The sequence below is a fragment of the Streptomyces sp. NPDC019937 genome, from assembly GCF_040631655.1.
Lineage (GTDB): Bacteria > Actinomycetota > Actinomycetes > Streptomycetales > Streptomycetaceae > Streptomyces.
This window is the reverse complement of the sequence record NZ_JBEYAL010000001.1, coordinates 416,693-437,561: the sequence shown is the minus strand read 5'-3', so window position 1 is coordinate 437,561 and position 20,869 is coordinate 416,693. Positions and strand designations below refer to the sequence as shown.

The following is a 20,869-nucleotide window of genomic DNA, read 5'->3' as shown; positions in this document are numbered from 1 at the left end:
ACGCTCACTGACCGAACCATCTAGTTCGTTCGGTAGGAGTGTGTGATGTCCCGGAACGATCCGCCCGCCCCGGGCCCGACCGGCATAGGGCGGAGGCTGCCCCTGATCATGGCGCTGGCCTGCGGAGTCAGTGTCGCGAACATCTACTTCCCGCAGGCCCTGACGCCGCTCATCGCCGACGGCCTGGGCATCGCCCCGGCCACGGCGGCGGTCGTGGCGACGGTGACCCAGCTCGGCTACGCCGCCGGGATCTTCCTGCTGGTGCCGCTCGGCGACCGGTTGCCGCGCCGTCCGCTGATCACCGGGCTGCTCACCGTGACCGGCCTCGCCCTCCTGGCCGCGGGTCTCGCCCCGGCCACCGGTCCGCTGCTCGCGGCCGGGACCGTGGTCGGCGTGGCGACGGTGGTCCCGCAGCTCCTGCTGCCCATGGCCGCCGGGCTGGTCGAGCCCGACCGGCGCGGCAGTGTGCTCGGCACCCTCCAGGCGGGTCTGATCGGCGGCATCCTGCTGGCCCGCACCTTCGGCGGGGTGCTGGGCGAACATCTGGGCTGGCGGGCCCCGTATCTCATCGCCGCCGCCCTCACCGGGCTGCTCGCCGTCGTCCTCGGTTCCGCCCTGCCCGTCACCGCGCCTGCCGTGCGCGACCGGTACCCGGCGCTGCTCGCCGGCACCCTGCGGATGCTGCGCGACGAGAAGGAGTTGCGGCGCTCGGTGTACTTCCAGGTCACCCTCTTCGGCGGGTTCAGCGCCGCCTGGACCGCGCTGGCCCTGCTGATCACCGGCCCCCGGTACGGCATGGGCACCCAGGCCGTGGGGCTGCTGGCCCTGATCGGCGCGGGCAGCATGTTCTGCGCCCCCGCGGCCGGGCGCTGGGTCGACCGGCTGGGCGCCGACCGCGTGAACCTGTGGTGCGTCCTGGCAGCGCTCGCCGCCGCGGTGGTGCTCACGGCCGGGTCGCTGGGTGGGGCGGTGGGGCTCATGGCGCTGGCCGCCGGACTGCTGCTGCTCGACGTGGCGGTGCAGTGCGGCCAGGTCGCCAACCAGGCCCGTATCTTCGCCCTGCGGCCCGACGCCCGCAGCCGGCTGAACACCGGCTACATGACCTGCTCGTTCCTCGGCGGCAGCGCCGGATCGTGGCTCGGCACCCGCGCCTGGGTCCAGCTGGGCTGGGGTGCGGTCTGCGCGCTCATCGCCCTCGCCGCGCTCCTCGCACTCGCCACGTCCCGCCGGCCGGCCGTGCCGTCCGCTCCCGTCAGCTGATTTCCCCGGCGTCCGCGAGCAGAGTGCTGCCGGTCATGAACGCCGCCATGTCCGAGGCGCAGAACAGCACCACGCGGGCGATGTCGTCGGGCACCCCGATCCGGCCGAGGACGCTGCCGGTCATGGCGGCGATGTCGCCGCTGAACGTTGCGGATCGCGGGGCGGCAGCGGCGGCTTCGAGGTTGCCTTCGGTGACGGTGTACGTCGGGGCGACCCCGAGCACCCGGATGTTGTGCGGCGCGAGTTCGAGGGCCAGTTGGCGCGTCGCGCCGCGCGCTCCGTGCTTGGACGCGACGTAGGCGGCCAGGCCCGGTGCGACGCCCTTGAAACCGGCGGTGGAGACGATGTTGACGATGACGCCTCCCCGACCGGCGGCGATCATGTGGCGGGCCGCCTCGCGGGCGCCGAGGAACACCCCGCGGAGATTGACCGCCATGACCTGGTCCCACACCTCGACGTCCATGCGGAGCAGCGGCATGGCGGGGAAGATCCCGGCGTTGTTCACCCAGATGTCGATACCGCCGAGTTCCTCCACGGCGCGCCGGGCGGTCGCCGCCACGGACGCCTCGTCGGTGACGTCCATCCCGGCGGCGAGCGCGGTGACACCGTGGCGCGCCCGCAGTTCACCGGCCAGGGTACGGGCCTTGTCCGCCTTGAGGTCGCCGAGGAGGACGGCGGCACCGGCCTCGGCGAAACGGTGGGCGATCGCGCCGCCGAGGCCCTGGGCGCCGCCCGTGACCACGGCGCGCCGCCCGGCGAGCGAGACGAGCTGCGGAATCGATCTGCCCGACACATCAGGAATGCTCATGGTGTTGTCCCTTCACGGTTCGGTGGTCGCTGAAGTGGCCGGGGCCGGCGGTGAGGGGCTCGGCGCCCGGGAAGACGATCTCGGCCGTCGATCCCGCGGGCACATCCACGGAGAGGTGCAGATCGCTCCCGTCGGTCCGCCACTCCACGGCGATCGTGCCGCGCGGGCCGTCGAAGGTGCCCTTCGCCCAGGGGATCGACGGATGGAGAACCGGCGCGACGGTGAACGACTCCCAGGCGACGGAGCCCGGCCGCTGCCGCAGGCCGAGGGTGTGGGTGTGCAGGAAGCGGATGACGGCGCCCTTGCTGTAGTGGTTCAGGGAACCCGAGGCGGCGCCGTGGGCGTCGATGCCCTCCCAGTTCTCCCAGATCGTCGTCGCCCCGCGCCGGAGCATGGCGAGCCATGAGGGCGGCGTCCGCTGGAACAGCAGGGCGTACGCCACGTCCGCATGGCCCGTGTCGGCCAGCACCGGCAGCAGGTCCGGGGTGGAGAGGAAGCCGGTGCCGAGGTGGCCACCGGCCGCGTGGATCAGCGCTACGAGCCGGTCGGCCGCCGGGGCGCGCAGGTTTTCGGGGATGAGGCCGAACGCGAGGGCGCGGACGTAGCTCGCCTGCGTATCGGCCTTCGTGTGCCCCCGCGCGTCGAGGAATTCGGTCTGCCACGCCGCGCGGACGTCTTCCGCGAGCGCGGCGTAGCGCTCGGCGTGCCCGGACGCGCCCAGCACGGCGGCCGTGGCGGCGAGGGTGGTCAGCGACCGGTGCAGATACGCGGTGCCGACCTCGCCCTTGTCGGCCGTGTACCAGGCCACCGGGTCGGACGCGACGGGGTCGATCAGGGTGCCGTCGTCCGCCCGCGCCGCCGGTTCGGCCCATTCGCCCCAGTGGAAGGAGCCGTCCCAGATGAACCGCTCATGCGGCAGCGGGTCGGCCGAACGCACCTCGCGTGAGGGGTGCCGCGCGGTGCGGGCCGTCGCCAGCGCCCATTCGACCCACCGGACCATGGCGTCCCAGTTCTCGGCGAGCACATCGCGGTCCCCGTACGTCTCGTACATCACCCAGGGCACCAGCACGATCGCGTCGCCCCACCCGGCCGACCCGGTCAACAGGGCGAACTGGTCGTCGAGATGAAGCTTGATGCGGCGGCCGTCCGGGGAGAAGTTCGCGATCCGGCCATCGGGCAGCTGGTCGTCCCGGACCGAGCGCAGCCACTTCCGGGTGAAGCCCGCCACGTCGTAGAGGCGGACCGCGGTGGGCGCGAACACCTGGTAGTCCCCGGTCCATCCCATCCGCTCCCGGGTGGGACAGTCCGTCGGCACGTCGACCGCGTTGCCCCGGAAACTCCACCGCGCGGCCTCGTGCAGCCGGTTCAGGTCGTCGTCGCCGCAGGTGAAGCCGCCCGTCGCCCGCAGATCGGTGTGCACGACGCGCAGGACGAGGCTCCGGGCGTCGAGCGGCGCGCCACCGCGGTCGAGCCGGGCGTACCGGAAACCGTGCACGGTGTGGCGTGGTTCGAACACCTCCCCGGGGGTGCCCGAGGAGACGGCCTCGTCGCGCTGCACGAACGGCACGGGGTCCTGCCCCGGCCGTACGCCGTCCAGGTGTGCGGTCGTGAGGTCGCCGTCCGGGCCGAGGTGTTCGCCGTAGTCGATCACGGTGCGGGTACCGGCGGGGCCGAGGTCGGCGAGCGCGATCCAGCCCGAGGTGTTCTGCCCGAAGTCGGCGATCCACTCCCCACCCGGGAGCTGTGTGACGGAGACGGCGGGCCGGGACTCCACCCGGCGCACGGGCGGCGCGGGCGACCAGTCGACGGCGGGCGCGTCCACGGCGTCGACGCGCACCGGCCGTGCGGGGCCGGGCGCCGCCGTGAAGTCCGTGGTCTGGCCGTCCATGAGACCGGCGCGGATGATCCGGGAGTGTGCGCTCGTCCATGTGTCGTCCGTGCGCACGATCTGCCGCGAGCCGTCGACGTAGTCGATGTGCAGCTCCAGCCGGGCGGCGAGGGTGTCCCCCCAGCCCGCGGGCTCCCGGAAGGCGCCGACCCGGCCGCGATACCACCCGTCGGAGAGCAGGACGCGGAGCGTGTTCGCGCCGCGGCGGAGGGAGGCCGTGACGTCGGACGCCTGGGCGTACAGCGTGCGGTCGTACGACGTGGACCCCGGCGACAGCTCCGCGTCCCCCACACGGTCCTCGCCCACGAACACCTCGTACACGCCGAGCGCGGTCGCGTACAGCCGGGCCGAGGCCACCTCGCCGCGGACGCCGAACCCGGTCGTCAGGGAGTAGGCGGGACGGGCGCCGCCACGCGGGGCCTCGGCCACGAAAGGCCCTTCTCCGGCCGGGGGCTCCTCCTCGGCCGGGGAGATCCACCGGGCCGACCAGTCCTGGTCGAGCAGTCCGCATTCGAACGCGTGCCACGCCGACCAGCCGGACAGCCCGCCGGGCCCCCGCACCCGGACCCGCCAGACCACCCGCTCCCCGCTGCGCAGCGCCCGCCACGGCCAGTCGACGAACAGATGGGTGGCCGAGCTTCGGGTGGTCCTTTCCCGCCGCGCGCCGTGGACGCGGGCCTCCAGCTGGTAGCCCTCCTGCCGCTGCCAACCGGGCGGAAGCTTCCAGGACAGCCGCGGGCGGGGTCCGGACACCGGGAACCGGTCGTCCCCGCTGTCGATCCTCATGTCGTACGGCGCGGCGCGCATCGTTTCGTCTCCTTCCTCGACATCGCCCGACTCCCGCCTCACCGGACCGACTTCACCTTGAGCATGATCAGCAGGCCACCGGTGAGTGCCAGCGCGGCACCGGAGAGATAGAGCAGGGTGTAGTTCTTGTCCGCCCCGGTGGCGCCGATCGCGATGACCGCGGGCGCGATCAGCGGGGCGACGGCGCTCGGAATCTTCTGCGCGAACGCGACGACGGCCATGTAGCGGCCCGCCTGGGCCCGGTCGGGCAGCACGGCGAACACGATCGCCAGATCCACGGCCCCGAACGCGGCGATGGCCAGCTGCATGAGCACCCCGCCGACGACGAGCGGTACGAAGGAGTACGCGAACGCCTCGAGGCACGCCCCGGCGACGAAGAGCAGCGAGCCGATCAGGGCGAACAGCCTGCGGCGGCCCAGCTTGTCCGACAGGAAACCACCGGCGATCGCACCGACGCCCGCCGCGACGACGCCGAGCAGGCCGATGGAGGCGACGATCCCCGCCACCTCCTTGACCGGCAGGTCGAGCCGCTGGGCGTAGAAGAAGGTGCCGAAGGTGGTGTTGAAGTACAGGCCCATGAAGAACAGAAAGCGGCCGAGCCAGTTCCAGGCGAAATCGGGGTACTTGCGGGGGTTGAATCCGTAGCTCGAGAACAGCTCCCCCGCCGTCACACCGCTGGTACGCACCAGATCGCGCGAACCGCCCTCCCGCTCGATGAGGGGAAACAGCAGGAGCAGCACGAAGCCCAGCACCCCCGGAACCACGAAGACGAGAAACACGCTGGAGGCGAGGGCGTAGGCGATGCCGATGCCGAGCACGGGCGCGACCTGGACGCTGAGGCCCACCAGGGCCGATACCCGTCCGCGCTGCTCCTCCGGGATCCGGTCCGCCTGCAGGTTCTGGATCGCCTGCCCGGCGGTGGACCAGCCGGCCAGGCCGAGCACCCAGCCGACCCCGACCAGTGGCACGTTGGGGGCCAGCGCGATACCGGCCAGCGCGATCAGGCCCAGCACCGCCCCGAGCACCATGAACGGTGTGCGGCGGCCGAACGGCGACCGTAACCGGTCGCTCCATAAGCCGATCAGCGGGCTGAGGACCAGGTAGACGCATTGCGCGGTGCCCGTCACATACCCCAGCACCTCCTCGTTTCCCGGCGCCAGCTGGTCGACGCGCAGCGCGAGCGAGTAGGACAGGGGCAGGACGTAGGCGAGCGAGGAGCCGAAGAACGCGATCGACATCCAGGTGATGTAGCCCGTGCTCACCCGGGCGAGTGGGGGTGCGACGACGGCGGGCCCGGGGTCGGGATCGGGATCGGGCCCGGGGTGGCCCGCCGCCCTCTGCTTCTCGGCCACGATGACTCCTTTGTCATGCGGGGGGCTCGGGTCAGGTGAGGGGCTTGCGGGTCCCCGTACGGGTCCATCGCTCGCGGAGGGTGTGCGCGGCGGCCTTGGGGCGGCGGTCCCGGGTGAAGACGCCCTTCCGGTTGCCGTCGACGCGGTGGATGCCGTTCGACGTCTGGAAGTCGGCGAAGTTCCACACCTGCTCCCCGACGACCTCGGGGACGCGGTCGAAGACCCGGTGGTACATCGCCAGCTGCGCCTGCTGGAACTCCTCGCTCCAGGGCTGGTCCCAGATCGAGTGCACGCCCGGCATCGCGTCCGCGCCGTACTCGGTCATGATGATGGGCTTGGTGTGGGTCCGCGCCCAGGCGCGCAGCTCGCCCTCCAGCTGCTGCTCGGCGGCGGTGAGGTCGCCGGTGCTCAGGTACCAGCCGTAGTAGCGGTTGAGGCAGACGACGTCGAGGAGGTCGGCGAGCAGGTCGTTGTCGTAAGTGGCGAACATGACGTTGGCGACCGACACCGGGCGGGTCGGGTCGAGTTCCCGGGTGAGGGAGATCAGCGGTTCGAAGTACTCGCGGGCGCCCTCCTCGTTGGAGGACGGTTCGTTCGCGATGCACCACATCACGACGCTCGGGTGGTTCTTGTCGCGCCCGATCAGCTCGCGCAGGTGCTGGGCGTGTGCCTCGCGGGTGCGGTCGTTGCAGGTGTCCGGGGAGAACGTGGGTGTCGGGGCCCGGCCGCTGAGCCCGCCGGTGACGGCCAGGTTGAGCCCGACGGCGGCCGTCTCGTCGATGACGACGATCCCGTGCCGGTCCGCGAAGTCGAGCACCTCCTCGGCGTAGGGGTAGTGCGAGGTGCGGAAGGAGTTGGCGCCGCTCCACTTCAGCAGCTCGAAGTCGTGCACGAGATAGGCGTTGTCGTGCCCCTTGCCACGGACGGGGGTGTCCTCGTGCTTGCCGAACCCGGTGAAGTAGAACGGCTCGCCGTTGATGAGGAAGTCGGTGCCCCGCACCTCGACGGTCCGCACGCCGAAGGGCTGGGTGTAGGTGTCGATGACCTCTCCCCCGTCGACGGCCTCGGCGACGAGGTCGTAGAGGTAGGCGTCGCCGGGCTGCCACAGGCGGACGTCCTCGATGACGAGGCGGCCGGTCGCCCCGTCGTGGCTCGCGACCTGCGTCCCGTCGTGGTCGAGCACCCGGACGCGTACGAGGGAATCTCCGCGGGCAGCGATCCGGTAGTCGGCGTATCCGGCTCCGGCCGCCACGCCGGTGCGGACCGTCACGTCCTCGATGTGGGTGGCGGGGGTGCTGTAGAGCCACACGGACCGGTGCAGGCCCGCGTAGTTGTAGAAGTCGTGGAGATACGTCTGCGTCCTGCGCCCCCGGGTCACGGTGACGGTGCCGGGCGGGATCGTGACGTTGCTCAGTTCGTTGCTGACACCGACCGTCAGCCGGAACTCGGTCCCGGCCGCCACGACCTCGGTGAGGTCCGCCTCGAAGGGGGTGTAGCCGCCGACGTGCTCGGCGACCAGGACGTCTCCCACGTAGACGACCGCGGCATGTGTCGCCGCGTCGAACCGCAGGACGATGCGCTCGCCGCGCCACCCCCGTGGCACGCGCACCTGGCGCTGGTACCAGACCCGGCCGACGTGATCGCGCACGGCCGGGTCGGCGAACAGGTCGTTGTAGCTCGCGGGCACCGCCACGTCGAGGGTGCCGGGCAGCCGTCCGCGCCATGGCTCGGAGGTGGCGTCGGTCTCGACGGCGAACCGCCACAGACCGTCCAGGTTCACCAGGTCACGAGTGGCGGTGGCGCGGGGCTTCAGCACGGATGTCTCTTCTCTGTGAATGGTCGGGGGGTCAGGGGCGGCCGCGGCGGGCCACGTCACCGAGCCAGGCCAGGCTCGGCTTCGGACGGCGCTCGAAGGTCTCCCGGTCGACCGCGATGAGCCCGAACGTGGGCTCCCAGTGGCCCCACTCGTAGTTGTCCAGGGCGCTCCAGTGCAGATAGCCCCGTACGTCGATGCCGTCGTCGGCCGCCGCGAAGAGGTGGCCCAGCGCCTCGGAGGTGTAGGCGATGCGGCGTTCGTCGTCGGCGGTGGCGATGCCGTTCTCCGTGACCAGGACGGGCACCCCTCCGGTGACCTCCCAGGTGTGCCGCACCGCGATGCCGAGGGAGTCGGGGCGGTACGCGGTGCCGACGAGCGTGTTGTCCGGGTGCGGCGGATGGGGCTCGATGCCCTCGCGGGAGACCCACTGGCTCGAGTAGGACTGCACACCGATGAACCCGTCGCCGCGCGCGGCCTCCAGGTACAGGTCCTCCCAGATGTGCTCCAGCTCGTGGAGGGTTTCCTCGGCCCCGGGGCGCGCCACGAAGGCCCGGTTGGCGACGGTCCAGCCGACCGCCGCGTCCGTACGCTCCCGCAGGACCTCCCGCGCGGCGTGGTGCGCTTCGACCAGGCGGGCGCCGACCTCGGGGTCCGGGGTGGGCAGGATGGGGCGCGGCTGGTTGTCGACGGTGGGGCTCTGCCAGGCCCCGTCGGGCCGCAGCCTCGCGTCGCGTTCCGCGGTGACCATCATCGCGAGCATGTTCGGCTCGTTCATCGTGGCGATCCAGGGGACCCCGTCGAGGATCCGGGTGGCCGCCGTGACGTAGGACGAGAAGCGTTCGACGGCCCGGTCACCGAGCCATCCGCCCTCCTCCGCGAACCAGCGCGGGCTGGTGAAGTGGTGGAGGGTGACGACCGGGGTGAGGCCGAACCGCACGGCCGTGTCGATCATCCGCCGGTAGTGGGCGAGTTCGGCCCGGGAGAGGTGTCCGGGGACGGGCTCGATGCGTGCCCACTCGATGCCGAAGCGGTAGGCGTTCAGCCCGGCCTCGGCCAGGAGGCGCATGTCCTCCTCGTAACGGTGATAGCTGTCGATCGCGTCGCCACTGCGCTCCATGCCGGGCATCAGCCCCTCGCGCGCCCACCAGTCGCTGTTGACGTTGTTGCCCTCGATCTGGTGCGGAGCGGTGGACGCGCCCCAGAGGAACGGCTTCGTAACGGTGCCCAATGGAATCCCTTTGTCCGGGGTCGGCCCTCGACCAAATGTAACCACTGTGGTTACGTTTCGAAGGTGGATTTAAACTCCCGGACGGGTGGCCGCGGTAGCCCCCGCGGAGCTGTTTACCGATTTGTGACCGCTGTGGCCGTCGGGCCAACAGCCGGAGGACGGACGGATATGAGCGCTACGAACAGTGGCGAGCCACGAGGGCCGTACGCGTCCACCCCGGCCCGCCGGGCGCAGATCGTCCGCGCGGCGCTGGCCGGTTTCGCCGAGCACGGGTACGAACGGGCCTCGCTCCGCGACATCGCGGCGCGGGCCGGTGTCACCCACGCCGCCCTGCTGCGCCACTTCTCGGGCAAGGACGAACTCCTGCTGGCCGCCCTGGCCCAGCGGGAGGCGGACGAGGAGGAACAGGCCACGCGCATCGCCGAATCGGGCACCGCGGCCCCGGCCGTGCTCGGCGCGGTGCTGGGCGACGAGTTCGCCGACCCCGACTACCTGCGGCATTGGCTCGCCCTCGCCATCGCCGCCACCGACCCCGAACACCCGGCCCACACGTTCTTCACCGGGCGCCGCGCCCGCATGCGAGAACACTTCCGTCAGGGCTCGCTGCCCACCGCCTCCGACAGCATCCGGCTGCCCGCCGACGACAAGGTCACGCTGGTGCTCGCGATGATCGACGGACTGCGGATGCAGGCGCTGCTCGATCCCTCGCGCGATGTGCTGCGGCTCCTGCGGATCTTCATGGAACTGGTCCTCGACACCGGGGAGGGGAACACCGGGGAGTACAGCGCCGGGCAGGGGACCACACAGCCGGACCCGAAATCGGCGAAGGCCGACCCGCCGCCCGCTACGTAGCCACGTCGATGAGACGCCCGCGCCCGTCGAGCCTCAGGTCCCCGCCGAGCACATCCGCCGGCCCGGGCGCGCCGGATCCGGACGGGCCGGTGGTGGGGGCGCCTCAGGTGAAGGTCACCGAGACCGGCCCGAGGCCGCCGAAGCGTGCCTCGATCCGCCGGCCCGCGCTGACGAACGGGGCGCCGGTCATGGTGCCGGGCAGCACCAGGTGGCCGGACCGCAGCGCGGTGCCGAAGTCGGCGAGGGTGTTGGCCAGCCAGGCGACCGCGGCGGCGGGGTGGCCCAGTACCTCGCCGCCGCTGCCCGAGGCGACCCGTTCGCCGTCGACCACCAGGTCGACCAGGACGGCGGCGAGGTCGGGCGCCTCGGCCAGGGGTGTCCAGGCACCGTGGACCAGACCGGCGGAGCTGGCGTTGTCGGCCACCGTGTCGGCCAGGGTGATCTTCCAGTCGCGGATCCGGCTGTCGACGATCTCCAGGGCCGGGGCGACCGCCTCGGTGGCGGCGAGGACGTCCTCGACGGTGACGCCCGGTCCGCGCAGCGGCTCGGCGAGCCGGAAGCAGATCTCCGGTTCGATGCGCGGGGCGCAGTAGCGCGCGGCGGGTACGGTGCCGCCGTCGGGGTGGACCATGTCGTCCAGCAGATGACCGAAGTCCGGCTCGTCCACGCCGAGGAGCTGCCGCATCGCGGCCGCGGTGAGCCCGACCTTGTGGCCGACGACCGTGGCGCCGGCGGCCAGGCGCCGGGTGATGTTGTCGCGCTGGACGGCGTAGGCGTCGGCCACCGTCAGGCCGGGCAGCAGCTCCGACAGCGGGTCGATCGGCGTCACGCGCCGCTCGGCCTCCCGCAGCAGCCGGGCGGCTTCCTCGCGCTGTGCGCCGGTCAGGGCCATGCCGTGCTCCTCGTTGCCATGCCGCTCGCCGCGTCGGGGAGTGCCCGACCCGGCTCCACCCCGTTCTACACCGAGCGGCCCGCGGCGTGGCAAGGAGCGGCTACGGACCCGTGGGGGTCACCGGCCGCCATCAGGTGGCCGTGCAGGCCTGGCCGTTGAGCGTGAAGTCACCCGGGGCGCTCGTGGTGCCCGTGTGGTTGGCCTGGTAGCCGATGGTGACGCTCGCGCCCGGGGCGAGGGTGCCGTTGTAGGCGGCGTTGGTGGCGGTCACGGAACCACTCGCGGGGCTGTACGTGGCGCCCCAGCCGCCGGTGATGGTCTGGCCGGAGGGCAGGGTGAAGCCCAGCTGCCAGCCGTTCAGCGTGCTCGGGCCCGTGTTGGTGATGGTCACGGAGGTGGTCAGGCCGGTGCTCCAGGCGCTGGTGGTGGCCGACACCCGGCAGGCGCCCGGCTGGGGCTGGGGCCCGGGGCCGCCTGTGTCCAGGCCGAAGAAGGTGATCACGCGGGCCGCCATACCGCTGGTGACCAGGTTGTGGCCGACGCCCTGGAGGCTGATGGCCTCGACGGGGGCCTGGTCACCGGTGGAGCCGTACCGGGTGCGGGTCCAGCCGGACTGGGGAGAGTCCGTACGGGCCGGGGTCTGGCCGACCCCCTTCACGTTCGTCCACTGCTTGATCTCCTCCCCGAAGTTGGGGTAGCGCAGGGTGGCGTCCTCGGTCCCGTGCCACAGCTGCATGCGTGGCCGGGGCCCGCTGTAACCAGGGTAGGCGCCGTGGACCAGATCGCCCCACTGCTGCGGGGTGCGGGTGATGGCGCCGTTCGCGCAGTCGCTGTTCCACTCCGACCCGTTGGTGGTGGCGAAGCAGGCGAACGGCACCCCCGCGAACGCGGAGCCCGCCGCGAACACATCGGGGTAGTCCCCCAGCAGGACGTTGGTCATCATCGCGCCGGAGGAGGTGCCGGTGGCGAAGATCCTGCCGGTGTCGGCGTGATACGTACGGACCGTCCAGTCGACCATGGACTTGATGCCCACCGGATCGCTCCCGCCGTCACGGCGCAGCGCCTGCGGTGAGGAGACGTCGAAGCACTTGCTGGCGCGGGTGACGGACGGGTACACGGCGATGAAGCCGTACCGGTCGGCCAGCGAGGCGAACTCGGTGCCGGAGTACATCGCGGGCCCGGAACCCGTGCAGTAGTGCACGACCACCACCACGGCCGGGTTGGGGGCGACCTTGTCCGGGACGTACAGGTACATCTGGAGATTGCTGGGGTTGGTGCCGAAGTTCTTGATCTCGGTCAGCGCCGCGGTGGGGGCCTTGGTCCCGGCGGGGGTCTCGGTGGCGGCCGTAACCGCCGAGGCCGCGGGCGCGCCCAGCAGCAGGACCGCGAGTAACGAGATCAGCGCTCCGGCGAGGGTGACGGGCACCGAACGCCGTGGTCCTCGCGGGGTGGTGCGGGTCGATAAGGACACGTCCTCATCCCTTCCTGATCGCGGTGACGGATCGATCGTGATCAGGACACGCCGCCGCGGAACGCCCCCGTACGCGGCCTGCCCGCGCAGCATCGTGGCATGAACACGACCGTCATGGAAGCGCTCCCACGGCCGGTGGCACCCCACAGGGCAGCGGGACGATCCCCACGGAGCGGCCCTCCTCGTCGAGCAGCCGCCCCATGTGTTCGACCGTGCGCAGGACCGGCGAACGGTCGTCGATGGTCAGGCGGGGCAGCCGCCGGGCGGCCTGGCCGCGATGGCCGGCCGGGAGCCGGGACGGCTCGGCGTCGGGTGCGGCGCGGACAGGAGATCACGAGGCTGGAACTGGCCGACGCCCTGGCCTGGCAGCACGGGTTCCGGGCCGGTATCGGCTACGCGTGTGCACTCAGGTACGGATCAGCGAGGCGAGGATGTCGATCGCGGTCGGGATCGCCTCCTCGGCGACGTCGAAGGTCTCGCTGTGGTGCGGGCCCGGGCTGCCCGCTCCGACCAGCAGATACGCGCCCATGCCCCCGCGCTGCTGGACGTGCCTGATGAGGAGGTTGGCGTCGTCGCTGCCCGAGAACGCCCGGGTCCGGACGACCTCGGTGACATCGTCATGGGCGGTGGCGACCTCCACGATGCGGTCGATCATCTGGTCGTCCGGGGTGACGGTGGCGGACTGGCCCATCACCACGACGCTCGTGCGCACCCCGTGTGCCAGGCCCGCGCCCTCCACGATCGCGCGGACCCGGTCGACCAGTTCGTCGACGATGCCGTCATCGGTCGCCCGGGCCTCACACGTCATCACCGCGGAGGAGGGCACGATGTTCACTCCGTCACCGGCGACGAGCGTGCCGACGTTGAGCCGGGTGTCCGCGGAGTTGAAGCGCGGGATTCCCATGATGCCCAGCGCGGCCGTGGCCGCCGCGAGCAGCGCGTTGCGTCCGGCTTCCGGCGCCCCGGCCGCGTGGGACGCCTTGCCCTCGAAGCCGACCTTCAGCTTGCGGGTGGCCAGGCCGCCGGTGAAGCTCCCGACCACCCCGCCGACGGCCGTGTCCCCGGCCATGTGCACCGCGAGCATGTGATCGATCTCGTCGGCCACCCCGGCGTCGATCATCGTCTGCGCTCCCCGGACCCCCTCCTCGGCGGGCTGGAACAGAACCCTCAGCGAACCCGCGAAGTCGCGGTCCGCCAGCCGGTGCAGCAGGCCGACGCCGATGGTGGCGTGGGCGTCGTGGCCGCATGCGTGCATGGCGCCATATCCGGCGGCGAACCCGTTGGCCACCGGGAAGTGGGCGGCATCGGACGATTCGCGCATCGGCAGCGCGTCGATGTCGACGCGAAGCCCCCAGCGTGGCCCGGGGCGGGTGCCCACCAGGTCCACGACCAGCGCGGTGCCGTTCTCCCGGAAGTACCGGACCCGGTCCTCCGGGGCCCCCGAATCGGCCGCGCGGGCCGCCCAGGTGTCCAGGGTTTCCGGGGCCGGGAAGTTGACGACGGCGGAGAGATCCTGGGCGTCCTTCCCCGTGAGGACGCGTATCGGCAGGCCCTCGAGGGCTTGTTCGATCCGGGCCGCCGTGCCGAACTCCACGAACGCGGGCTCCGGATTCCGGTGCAGTTCCCGGCGCAACGCGACAAGCTGCTCACAGTCCACCAGTGGCCTCTCTTCCCCTCGGTGTACGGCCTCCCGTGCGAGTCCGCCTTGCGCCGAGGTGAGACACCATGAGCACAGCGATCGACGGCCGCGTCCCGCCTGCCGGAAGGCGGGTCCCCCTAAGGCGTCACCAGGTCACGGGCAGTTCGTGGACCCCGTAGACGAAGGAGTCGTCTTTGAAGGGGATCCGGTCCAGGCCGGTGGCCAGACGGAGGGTGGGGACGCGCCGGTAGAGCGTGCCGTAGACGACCTGGAGTTCCATGCGGGCCAGCGGCTGGCCCAGGCACTGGTGCACGCCGAAGCTGAAGGCGATGTGACGGCGGGCGTCGCGGTCGAGGTCGAGCCGGTCGGCGTCGGGGAAGATGTCGGGGTCGCGGTTGCCCATCTCGTTGAGCAGCAGCAGCCCTTCGCCGGCGCGGATGGTGTGACCGGCGACCTCGATGTCCTCCAGGGCGACCCGGCGCATCCCGAGGTGCGGGATGTGCAGGTAGCGCAGCAGTTCCTCGACCGCGCCCGCCACCAGCTCCGGATCGCCGCCGTCCCGGAGGCGGGCCAGCTGGTCCGGGTTCTCCAGCAGGGCCAGGGTGCCCAAGGCGATCATGTTGGCGGTGGTCTCGTGCCCGGCGAACAGCAGGAGCACGGCCATCGAGGTCGCCTCCCGGTGGGTCAGCGCGCCGTCCTCGACCTTCGCGGCCAGGTCGGACAGCACGTCCTCGCCGGGGGTGTCGCGCTTGGTGTCCAGCAGTCGGCCGAGGTAGGCGCTCAGCCGGCCGTTGGCTTCGGCGCGCTGCCCGGGCGTCGAGGAGCGGGTGATGATGGCCTTGCTGTTGGCCTGGAAGAACGCGTGGTCGTCGTAGGGCACGCCGAGCAGTTCACAGATGACCAGGGACGGCACCGGCAGGGCGAAGGCCTCGACCAGGTCCGTCGGGTTCGGCCCGGCCAGCAGGTCGTCGATCCGGTCGTCGACGATCTTCTGGACGGCCGGGCGCATGGCCTCCATCCGCTTGATGGTGAACGGCCCGGTGACCATCCGGCGCAGCCTCGCGTGCTCGGGGTCGTCCATGGTGATGAAGCTGAGGCCGTGGCCGTCGGCGGGCGCCTCCTGGTCATCGGCGTAACCCCGCTCCGGGCGCGGGAAGCCGGGCAGGGCGGGGACGGCGCTGAGCCTGGGGTCCGACAGCAGCGTCCGCTGCTCGGCGTACCGGGTCACCACCCACGGGGTGCTGCCGTCCCGGAGCCGGACCCGGGTGAGCGGGCCCTTCTCCCGCAGCGCGCGGAACGCCGGGGGCGGGTCGAAGGGGCATCCCCGCTCCCTGGGCATGGGGAATTCCGGGAGTTCGGCGCCCTCGCCGCCCTCGGCGCTTGCGGCGCGCACGGTGCCGGTCACGCGTCCTCGCTGACCTGGATCGCGCCCGCGGGGCACACCTGCGCGCACTCACGCACCGCTTCGTGCTGGTCCTCGGAGGGCGTCGCGTCGAGCAGGATCACGATGCCGTCCTCCTCGCGCTGGTCGAACACCTCCGGCGCGATCATCACGCAGGTGCCCGCAGCGCAGCACTTCTCGTCGTCCACCGTGACCTTCATCGCGGATGCCCCTTCGTCGGTTCGTTGACCCGCACAGGTAAACCCGACGACTTAATCCAGTCAAGCGAACGGTTTAAACGATCTTGGACAACCCTCTTGATCAAGCCACCCCGGCATCGCTGGTGACCGGCGCCCGCCAGAGGGCGACGATGACATCGATCAGACCGTTCGCCGTCTCCCGCCAACTGGCCCTGGACGTCGGCGCGTTGTTCGCGAGCGCGCGTTCCCGTTCCGCGGTCATCTGCGTGATCAAGTGGCGTGTCATGGCGGCGCGCTCGGCGTGCACCTCGGCCGGAAGGTCGGGCAGACAGCGCTCCAGGCCCTCCTGCAGCGCGCGCATCGACGGCGATCCGGCCGCGAACTCCTCGACGGTGACCGCCCGCAGGGCCGGGTCGGCCGTGACCTGGGCGATGAACCGGGCGTACCAGCTGGGCGTGCCCAGGGCCTCCAGGTGCCCGGTGACCGGGCGGACCGCGCAGGCCACCCAGTCCCGCAGATCGGTGGAGTCGCCGATCTCGGCCATCATGCGCAGCCGCCCCGCCTCCATCTTCTCGGCGTGCCTGCGGGCAAGGGCGCGCACCAGGTCGGTCTTGGTGCCGAAGTGATAGCTGACCGCGGCGTTGTTGCCCTGCCCGGCGGCCGTGCTGATCTGGCGGTTGGCGACCGCGTGCACCCCGCGTTCGGCGAACAGCCGCTCCGCCGCGTCCAGGAGCGCTTCCCGTGTCGCGCTGACCTGCTCGTCCCGCCGCACCCTGCCGGCCATCGCCACCACCACTTCGGGACATCACACTGGTCCGCGGAAGGCCCGTCCCCCAGGCCACCGCGGATCCTCGGCCGGGTCGGCGAGGTCGAACGGGGAAAGCGTACGCAATCAGTACGCGATCACACCGCCGACCCGGACGAGACGCCGCCCGCCTCCTGCCGTCAGACGGCCGCCCAGGCGTCGTCGACCGGGAGCACGGCGCCGTTGACGAACGAGGCGGCGTCGGAGGCCAGGAAGACGATGGCGTCGGCCTGCTCCTCCGCCGACCCGAACCGGCCCATGGTGGCGCCGATCAACTGCCCCACCACGGCGGGCCCATGGGCCTCCTCGGCGGCATCCACCCGGATGGCGGTCGCGGTGGGGCCGGGAGCGATGGCATTGGCGCGGATGCCCTGCCCCCGGTACATGACGGCCAGGCTTTTGACCAGGCCGACGATGCCGTGCTTGGAAGCGGTGTACGCGGCGCCCGCCGTACTGCCGCGCAGGCTCGCCTCCGACGCGGTGAAGACGATCGACCCGCGCCCGGCGGCCAGCATGTGCGGCAGAACCGCACGGGTCAGCAGGAACGGCGCCGTCAGGTTGATCCGTATGACCCGCTCCCACTCGGCGTCGTCGGTCTCGCCGAGCGCGGACATACGGTCCATGATCCCGGCGTTGTTCACCAGCACGTCCACGCCGCCGAAGGCCTCGACGGCCCGCCCGGCCACGTCGTCCACCACCCGCTGATCGCTCAGATCGCCGACGACCGCGAGGGCGGTTCCCCCGGCGGACTCGATCTCCCCGACGACCGCCTCGGCGCCCGCCCGGTCGACATCCGCGACCAGCACCTTCGCGCCACCTTGCGCGAATTTCAGGGCCGTGGCCCTGCCGATTCCGGACGCGGCGCCGGTGACGACGACACCGCGCCCTTCAAGACCCGCGGTGCTGGTCATGTGACCACCTTCTCCCTGTGTCAAGGCCTCAGCTGCCATACCGCCCCCTCCCCGTTGGCCGACAGCAGGAGGGAGCCGTCCGGGCCGGTGGCGAGTCCGGCGAACGGGCGGGGAGCGCCGACCATGCCGTGGGCGAAGAGCGCGGGCGCGGTGCGCGGAGCGGTGCCCGGGGGCTGTCCGACGGGCAGGTCCTCGGCCTCGGTCCGGCGCTCCCCGGTGCTCAGCGAGATCGCGGTGAGCCTGCGCGGCCCGGTCTCCACGGTGAACAGCGTGTCGCCGAGGACCGCCAGCCCCTGAGGCGCGCCGAGCCCGTCCGCGACGACCGCCGTCGTCCCGTCCTCATCGATCCGCAGGACGGCCCCGAGCCGGTCGTCGCTCACATGGCACCGTCCCCCGGCGTCGAAGTCCACGTCCACCGGGTGGCCGAGCCCTTCGGCGAGGACGGTGACGGTGTCGCCGTCGTCGATGGACACGACCCGCCCGGCGCCCGCCTCCGCGACGACGAGTGAGCCGTCCGGTCCCACGGCGATGCCGACCGGCTCGTTCAGGCCCGTCACCCGCTGCCGGGTGGTCCGCTGCTCGGGGTCGTGGGTGTGGACGTCGCCGTACTGGGAGGTGGAGTGGACGAGCCCGCCCGCGGTGGTCACGCCGTGGACGAAGGGCATCAGGGTGAGCGAGGTGACGCCGCCCTCCTCGCCCGCCGCGTCGGCGGTGACCGGCTCGCCCTCGTCGACCGGCGCCGGGCCGGCCAGCCGGTAGTGGTCGGCCACGTACACCGTGCCGCCGAGGTCGACCGTCACACCGTACGGGCCGTCGAGTCCGCGCGGGACGATCTCCCGGGTGCGGCCGTCGGGGTGCAGTTCGGTGATGCCGCCGCTGGCGTAGCTGGAGACGAACATGCGGTTCTCCGCGTCGAACGCCGCGTTGTCCAGACCCACCAGGCCGCTGGTGACGAGCGTGCGGGAGCCGCTGCCGTACAGGTCGATCCGGGTGACGATGCCCTCCACCCCGCGCGAGAGGACGTGCAGCACCCCGCCCTGGTCGAAGCGGACCGCGACCGGCTGGTGCACATCCTCGGCGACCACCTCGGGCACACCGCCGTCCGGCGGGATCCGCCAGACCTGGTTCGTCATCATGTGCGGGTAGTACAGCAGGCCGTCCGGGCCGAGCTGCATGGCGTTTCCGAGGGCGAGCCCTTCGGTGAGCACCACGGGCTCGCCGCCGTCCGGGAACAGCTCCAGCAGCCGGCCGCCGGGCCGCATCTCGTTGACGAAGAGCCGGTCCCCGACGCAGGTGATGCCGTTGACCACCTTCACCTCGTCCGAGACCACGGTGTACGCGCCCTCCGGGCCGCGCCGCCACACACGGCCGGGGATCAGGTCGGCGATGTACATCGACCCGTCCGCGCCGAAGGCGAGGTCGTCCGGGGACTGCACCGGGCCGTCCATCGGGACGACCACCTCGACGTCCCCGGTGGCCGGGTCGACGGCGCTGATCTGCCCGGCGAGGTACTGGGCGACGTACAGCCGCCCGTCCGGGCCGAAGGCGACACCGTTCGAACCCCACAGCGGGCTCGGGGGGTTGAGCCGCCGGGCGCGCGGGTGCGAGGCGGAGACGGCCGTGTCGCCTACGGTGCCGCCGAAGCGGTTGCGGCCCCGCGCGCTCACGCTTCCTCCGCCCCGGCCAGGACATCGTCCATGCCACCGCCGGCGCGCCAGTGCCGGAGCAGGTCGTGGAAGGCGACCGGCCCGTCGGCGTACGCGTTGCGCTTGTGCGGCATGCCCTCGTTGTTGTAGTAGCCCGGGGTGCACTCCGCCTGGAACGCGTGCAGGTCGGGGGCGTTCTCCCGGAGGGCGGCCAGCCACGCGTCCTGGGCCGCGGAGGTCGGTTCGACGTACCGGGCCCGGCGCTTGCGGGCCTCGGTGACCATCTCGGCGACGTGGTGGGCCTGTTCGTCGAGGACGTGGACGAAGTTCACGGAGGCCGCGTTCTGCAGCGGGCCCAGCTGGAAGAGGTTGGGGAAGCCGTGAGTGCAGAAACCGTGGAGCGTCTTGGGGCCGTCCGCCCAGGCCTCGGAGAGCGGCACGCCGCCCCTGCCGTACACCGGCAGCCGCCCGGAGAGGATCCCGGAGACGCCCACCTCGAAGCCGGTCGCGAAGATGACGCAGTCGACCTCGTACGCGGTGCCGCCGACCACGACGGCGGTCTCCGTCATCCGCTCCACGCCGTGGGTGTCGGCGGTGTCGACGAGGGTGACGTTGGGCCGGTTGAAGGTCTGGAGGTAGTGGTCGCTGAACGTGGGCCGCTTGCACATGTAGCGGTACCAGGGCTTGAGCTTCTCGGCCGTCGCGGGGTCCTCGACCACCGCTTCGACCCGGGCCCGGATCTCGTTCATCTTCTGGAAGTCGGCTATCTCGTACAGCCGTTCCCGGTCCTCGGCCGGAACGTCCGCGTAGGCGTTGGTGGGGATCAGCTTCTCCTGGAGCCGGGCGCTGCTGGTCCAGGAGTCGTTCACCAGGTCCTCGTCCGTCCGGACGCCGGTGACGACCTTGAGGAAGTTCTCCATGCGGTGCCGCTGCCAGCCCGGCCCCAGCGCCGCGGCCCAGTCCGGGTCGGTGGGGCGGTTGTCCCGTACGTCGACGGAGGAGGGCGTGCGCTGGAACACGTAGAGGTGCCGGGCGTCCTCGCCGAGGTGGGGCACGACCTGGATGGCGGTGGCGCCGGTGCCGATGAGGGCGACGCGCTTGTCGGCCAGCTTGCGCAGTCCGCCGTCCGCGTCGCCGCCGGTGTAGTCGTAGTCCCAGCGGCTGGTGTGGAAGGTGTGGCCCCGGTAGGTCTCGATGCCGGGGATGCCGGGCAGTTTGGCCTGGCTGAGGGTGCCGGTGGCGGTGATGACGTACCGGGCCCGTATGCGGTCGCCGCGGTCGGTGGCGACGGTCCACTCCACCTGGTCGTCGTCCCAGCGGAGTTCGGTCACCTGGGTCTGGAAGCAGGCGTCCTCGTAGAGTCCGAAGTGGCGCGCGATGGCCCGCGCGTGCTGCCGGATCTCCTCCCCCGGCGCGTAGCGCCACTTCGGGACGTAGCCGACCTCCTCCAGCAGGGGCATGTAGATGTAGGACTCGATGTCACAGTGGATGCCCGGGTAGCGGTTCCAGTACCAGGTGCCGCCGAAGTCCCCGCCCTTGTCGATGACCCGGATCGACTCCACGCCCGCCTGCCGCAGCCGGGCGGCGGCGAGCAGACCGCCGAACCCGCCGCCGACGATCGCCACCTCCACCCGGTCGCGCAGCGGCTCCCGCGTGAACTCGGCGTCGGCGTAGGGGTCCTCGGCGTAGTAGCCGAACTCGCCGCCGACGCCCCGGTATTGGGTGCTGCCGTCGGGGCGTATCCGGCGCTCGCGTTCGGCGCGGTAGCGGGCGCGCAGGGCCTCCGGGTCGAATCCCAGGTCCTGCGGCGGCCGGGGTGGGGTGGAGGAGGTGTTCGGGGCGGACATCGGCGTCCTCTTCCTCTCTGTGGTCCATCGGCGGCCGCCGTGCTCGTCGGCGCGCCACCGGGAGTC

General features: G+C 72.0%; 16 protein-coding genes and 1 pseudogene. 2 read left to right on the top strand and 15 right to left on the bottom strand.

Translation table 11 applies throughout. The features are described from left to right. The first annotated feature begins 45 nt into the window (after positions 1-45). The gene (locus tag ABZ562_RS01755; protein ID WP_361472468.1) at positions 46-1,260 is read left to right on the top strand and encodes an MFS transporter; all 1,215 of its coding nucleotides are present in this window, start codon (positions 46-48) and stop codon (positions 1,258-1,260) included. Here ABZ562_RS01755 and ABZ562_RS01750 read toward each other — a convergent pair. The 5 genes from ABZ562_RS01750 to ABZ562_RS01730 are packed head-to-tail and all read right to left on the bottom strand — an operon-like array spanning position 1,253 to position 9,159. Next, positions 1,253-2,068 carry an SDR family NAD(P)-dependent oxidoreductase gene (locus ABZ562_RS01750; protein ID WP_361472465.1) on the bottom strand — a complete coding sequence of 272 codons (816 nt, stop codon included), beginning with the start codon at positions 2,066-2,068 and terminating at the stop codon, positions 1,253-1,255. The two genes, ABZ562_RS01755 and ABZ562_RS01750, sit on opposite strands and share 8 nt — an antisense overlap. Then, on the bottom strand, positions 2,055-4,763 hold the full coding sequence (locus tag ABZ562_RS01745; RefSeq protein WP_361472462.1) for a family 78 glycoside hydrolase catalytic domain: 2,709 nt from the start codon (positions 4,761-4,763) through the stop codon (positions 2,055-2,057). The genes ABZ562_RS01750 and ABZ562_RS01745 overlap by 14 nt, the downstream gene beginning before the upstream one ends. Before the next feature lie 38 nt (positions 4,764-4,801). Next, a complete protein-coding gene (locus tag ABZ562_RS01740) occupies positions 4,802-6,115 on the bottom strand; it encodes an MFS transporter (protein ID WP_361472459.1) in 1,314 nt (437 codons plus the stop codon). A gap of 31 nt (positions 6,116-6,146) precedes the next feature. Next, the gene (gene uidA / locus ABZ562_RS01735) at positions 6,147-7,931 is read right to left on the bottom strand and encodes a beta-glucuronidase (RefSeq protein ID WP_361472456.1); all 1,785 of its coding nucleotides are present in this window, start codon (positions 7,929-7,931) and stop codon (positions 6,147-6,149) included. 31 nt (positions 7,932-7,962) lie between these two features. Continuing rightward, the gene (locus tag ABZ562_RS01730) at positions 7,963-9,159 is read right to left on the bottom strand and encodes a family 1 glycosylhydrolase (RefSeq protein ID WP_361472453.1); all 1,197 of its coding nucleotides are present in this window, start codon (positions 9,157-9,159) and stop codon (positions 7,963-7,965) included. Between the two features lie 168 nt (positions 9,160-9,327). Here ABZ562_RS01730 and ABZ562_RS01725 point away from each other — a divergent pair, with 168 nt between their 5' ends. Then, the gene (locus ABZ562_RS01725) at positions 9,328-10,011 is read left to right on the top strand and encodes a TetR family transcriptional regulator (protein WP_361472450.1); all 684 of its coding nucleotides are present in this window, start codon (positions 9,328-9,330) and stop codon (positions 10,009-10,011) included. A 103-nt stretch (positions 10,012-10,114) separates the two neighbouring features. Here ABZ562_RS01725 and ABZ562_RS01720 read toward each other — a convergent pair whose 3' ends face one another. The 10 genes and pseudogenes from ABZ562_RS01720 to ABZ562_RS01675 all read right to left on the bottom strand — a co-directional run bounded on the left by ABZ562_RS01720 (position 10,115) and on the right by ABZ562_RS01675 (position 20,803). Continuing rightward, positions 10,115-10,903: a fumarylacetoacetate hydrolase family protein gene (locus tag ABZ562_RS01720; RefSeq protein WP_361472447.1), complete on the bottom strand. Its 789-nt coding sequence runs from the start codon at positions 10,901-10,903 to the stop codon at positions 10,115-10,117. A gap of 130 nt (positions 10,904-11,033) precedes the next feature. Continuing rightward, the gene (locus ABZ562_RS01715; protein ID WP_361472444.1) at positions 11,034-12,374 is read right to left on the bottom strand and encodes a PHB depolymerase family esterase; all 1,341 of its coding nucleotides are present in this window, start codon (positions 12,372-12,374) and stop codon (positions 11,034-11,036) included. Positions 12,375-12,486: 112 nt separating this feature from the next. After that, positions 12,487-12,645 (bottom strand): annotated as a pseudogene (locus ABZ562_RS01710) (Lrp/AsnC family transcriptional regulator); the annotation flags it as partial. Between the two features lie 135 nt (positions 12,646-12,780). Then, entirely contained in the window at positions 12,781-14,031 is a 1,251-nt protein-coding gene (locus ABZ562_RS01705; RefSeq protein WP_361472441.1) for an amidohydrolase, read from the bottom strand. A 127-nt stretch (positions 14,032-14,158) separates the two neighbouring features. Then, positions 14,159-15,352 carry a cytochrome P450 gene (locus ABZ562_RS01700; RefSeq protein WP_361472551.1) on the bottom strand — a complete coding sequence of 398 codons (1,194 nt, stop codon included), beginning with the start codon at positions 15,350-15,352 and terminating at the stop codon, positions 14,159-14,161. Positions 15,353-15,414: 62 nt separating this feature from the next. After that, a complete protein-coding gene (locus tag ABZ562_RS01695; RefSeq protein ID WP_361472438.1) occupies positions 15,415-15,615 on the bottom strand; it encodes a ferredoxin in 201 nt (66 codons plus the stop codon). Between the two features lie 100 nt (positions 15,616-15,715). Further along, positions 15,716-16,378 (bottom strand): TetR family transcriptional regulator, encoded by a 663-nt coding sequence (locus ABZ562_RS01690; protein ID WP_361472435.1) that lies wholly within the window; start codon positions 16,376-16,378, stop codon positions 15,716-15,718. A gap of 161 nt (positions 16,379-16,539) precedes the next feature. Further along, positions 16,540-17,310 (bottom strand): SDR family NAD(P)-dependent oxidoreductase, encoded by a 771-nt coding sequence (locus tag ABZ562_RS01685; RefSeq protein WP_361472432.1) that lies wholly within the window; start codon positions 17,308-17,310, stop codon positions 16,540-16,542. Positions 17,311-17,330: 20 nt separating this feature from the next. Beyond that, positions 17,331-18,977, bottom strand: coding sequence for a hypothetical protein (locus ABZ562_RS01680; RefSeq protein WP_361472429.1), 1,647 nt, complete (start codon positions 18,975-18,977; stop codon positions 17,331-17,333). After that, a complete protein-coding gene (locus ABZ562_RS01675) occupies positions 18,974-20,803 on the bottom strand; it encodes an NAD(P)/FAD-dependent oxidoreductase (RefSeq protein WP_361472426.1) in 1,830 nt (609 codons plus the stop codon). The genes ABZ562_RS01680 and ABZ562_RS01675 overlap by 4 nt, the downstream gene beginning before the upstream one ends. Between the last annotated feature and the right edge of the window lie 66 nt (positions 20,804-20,869).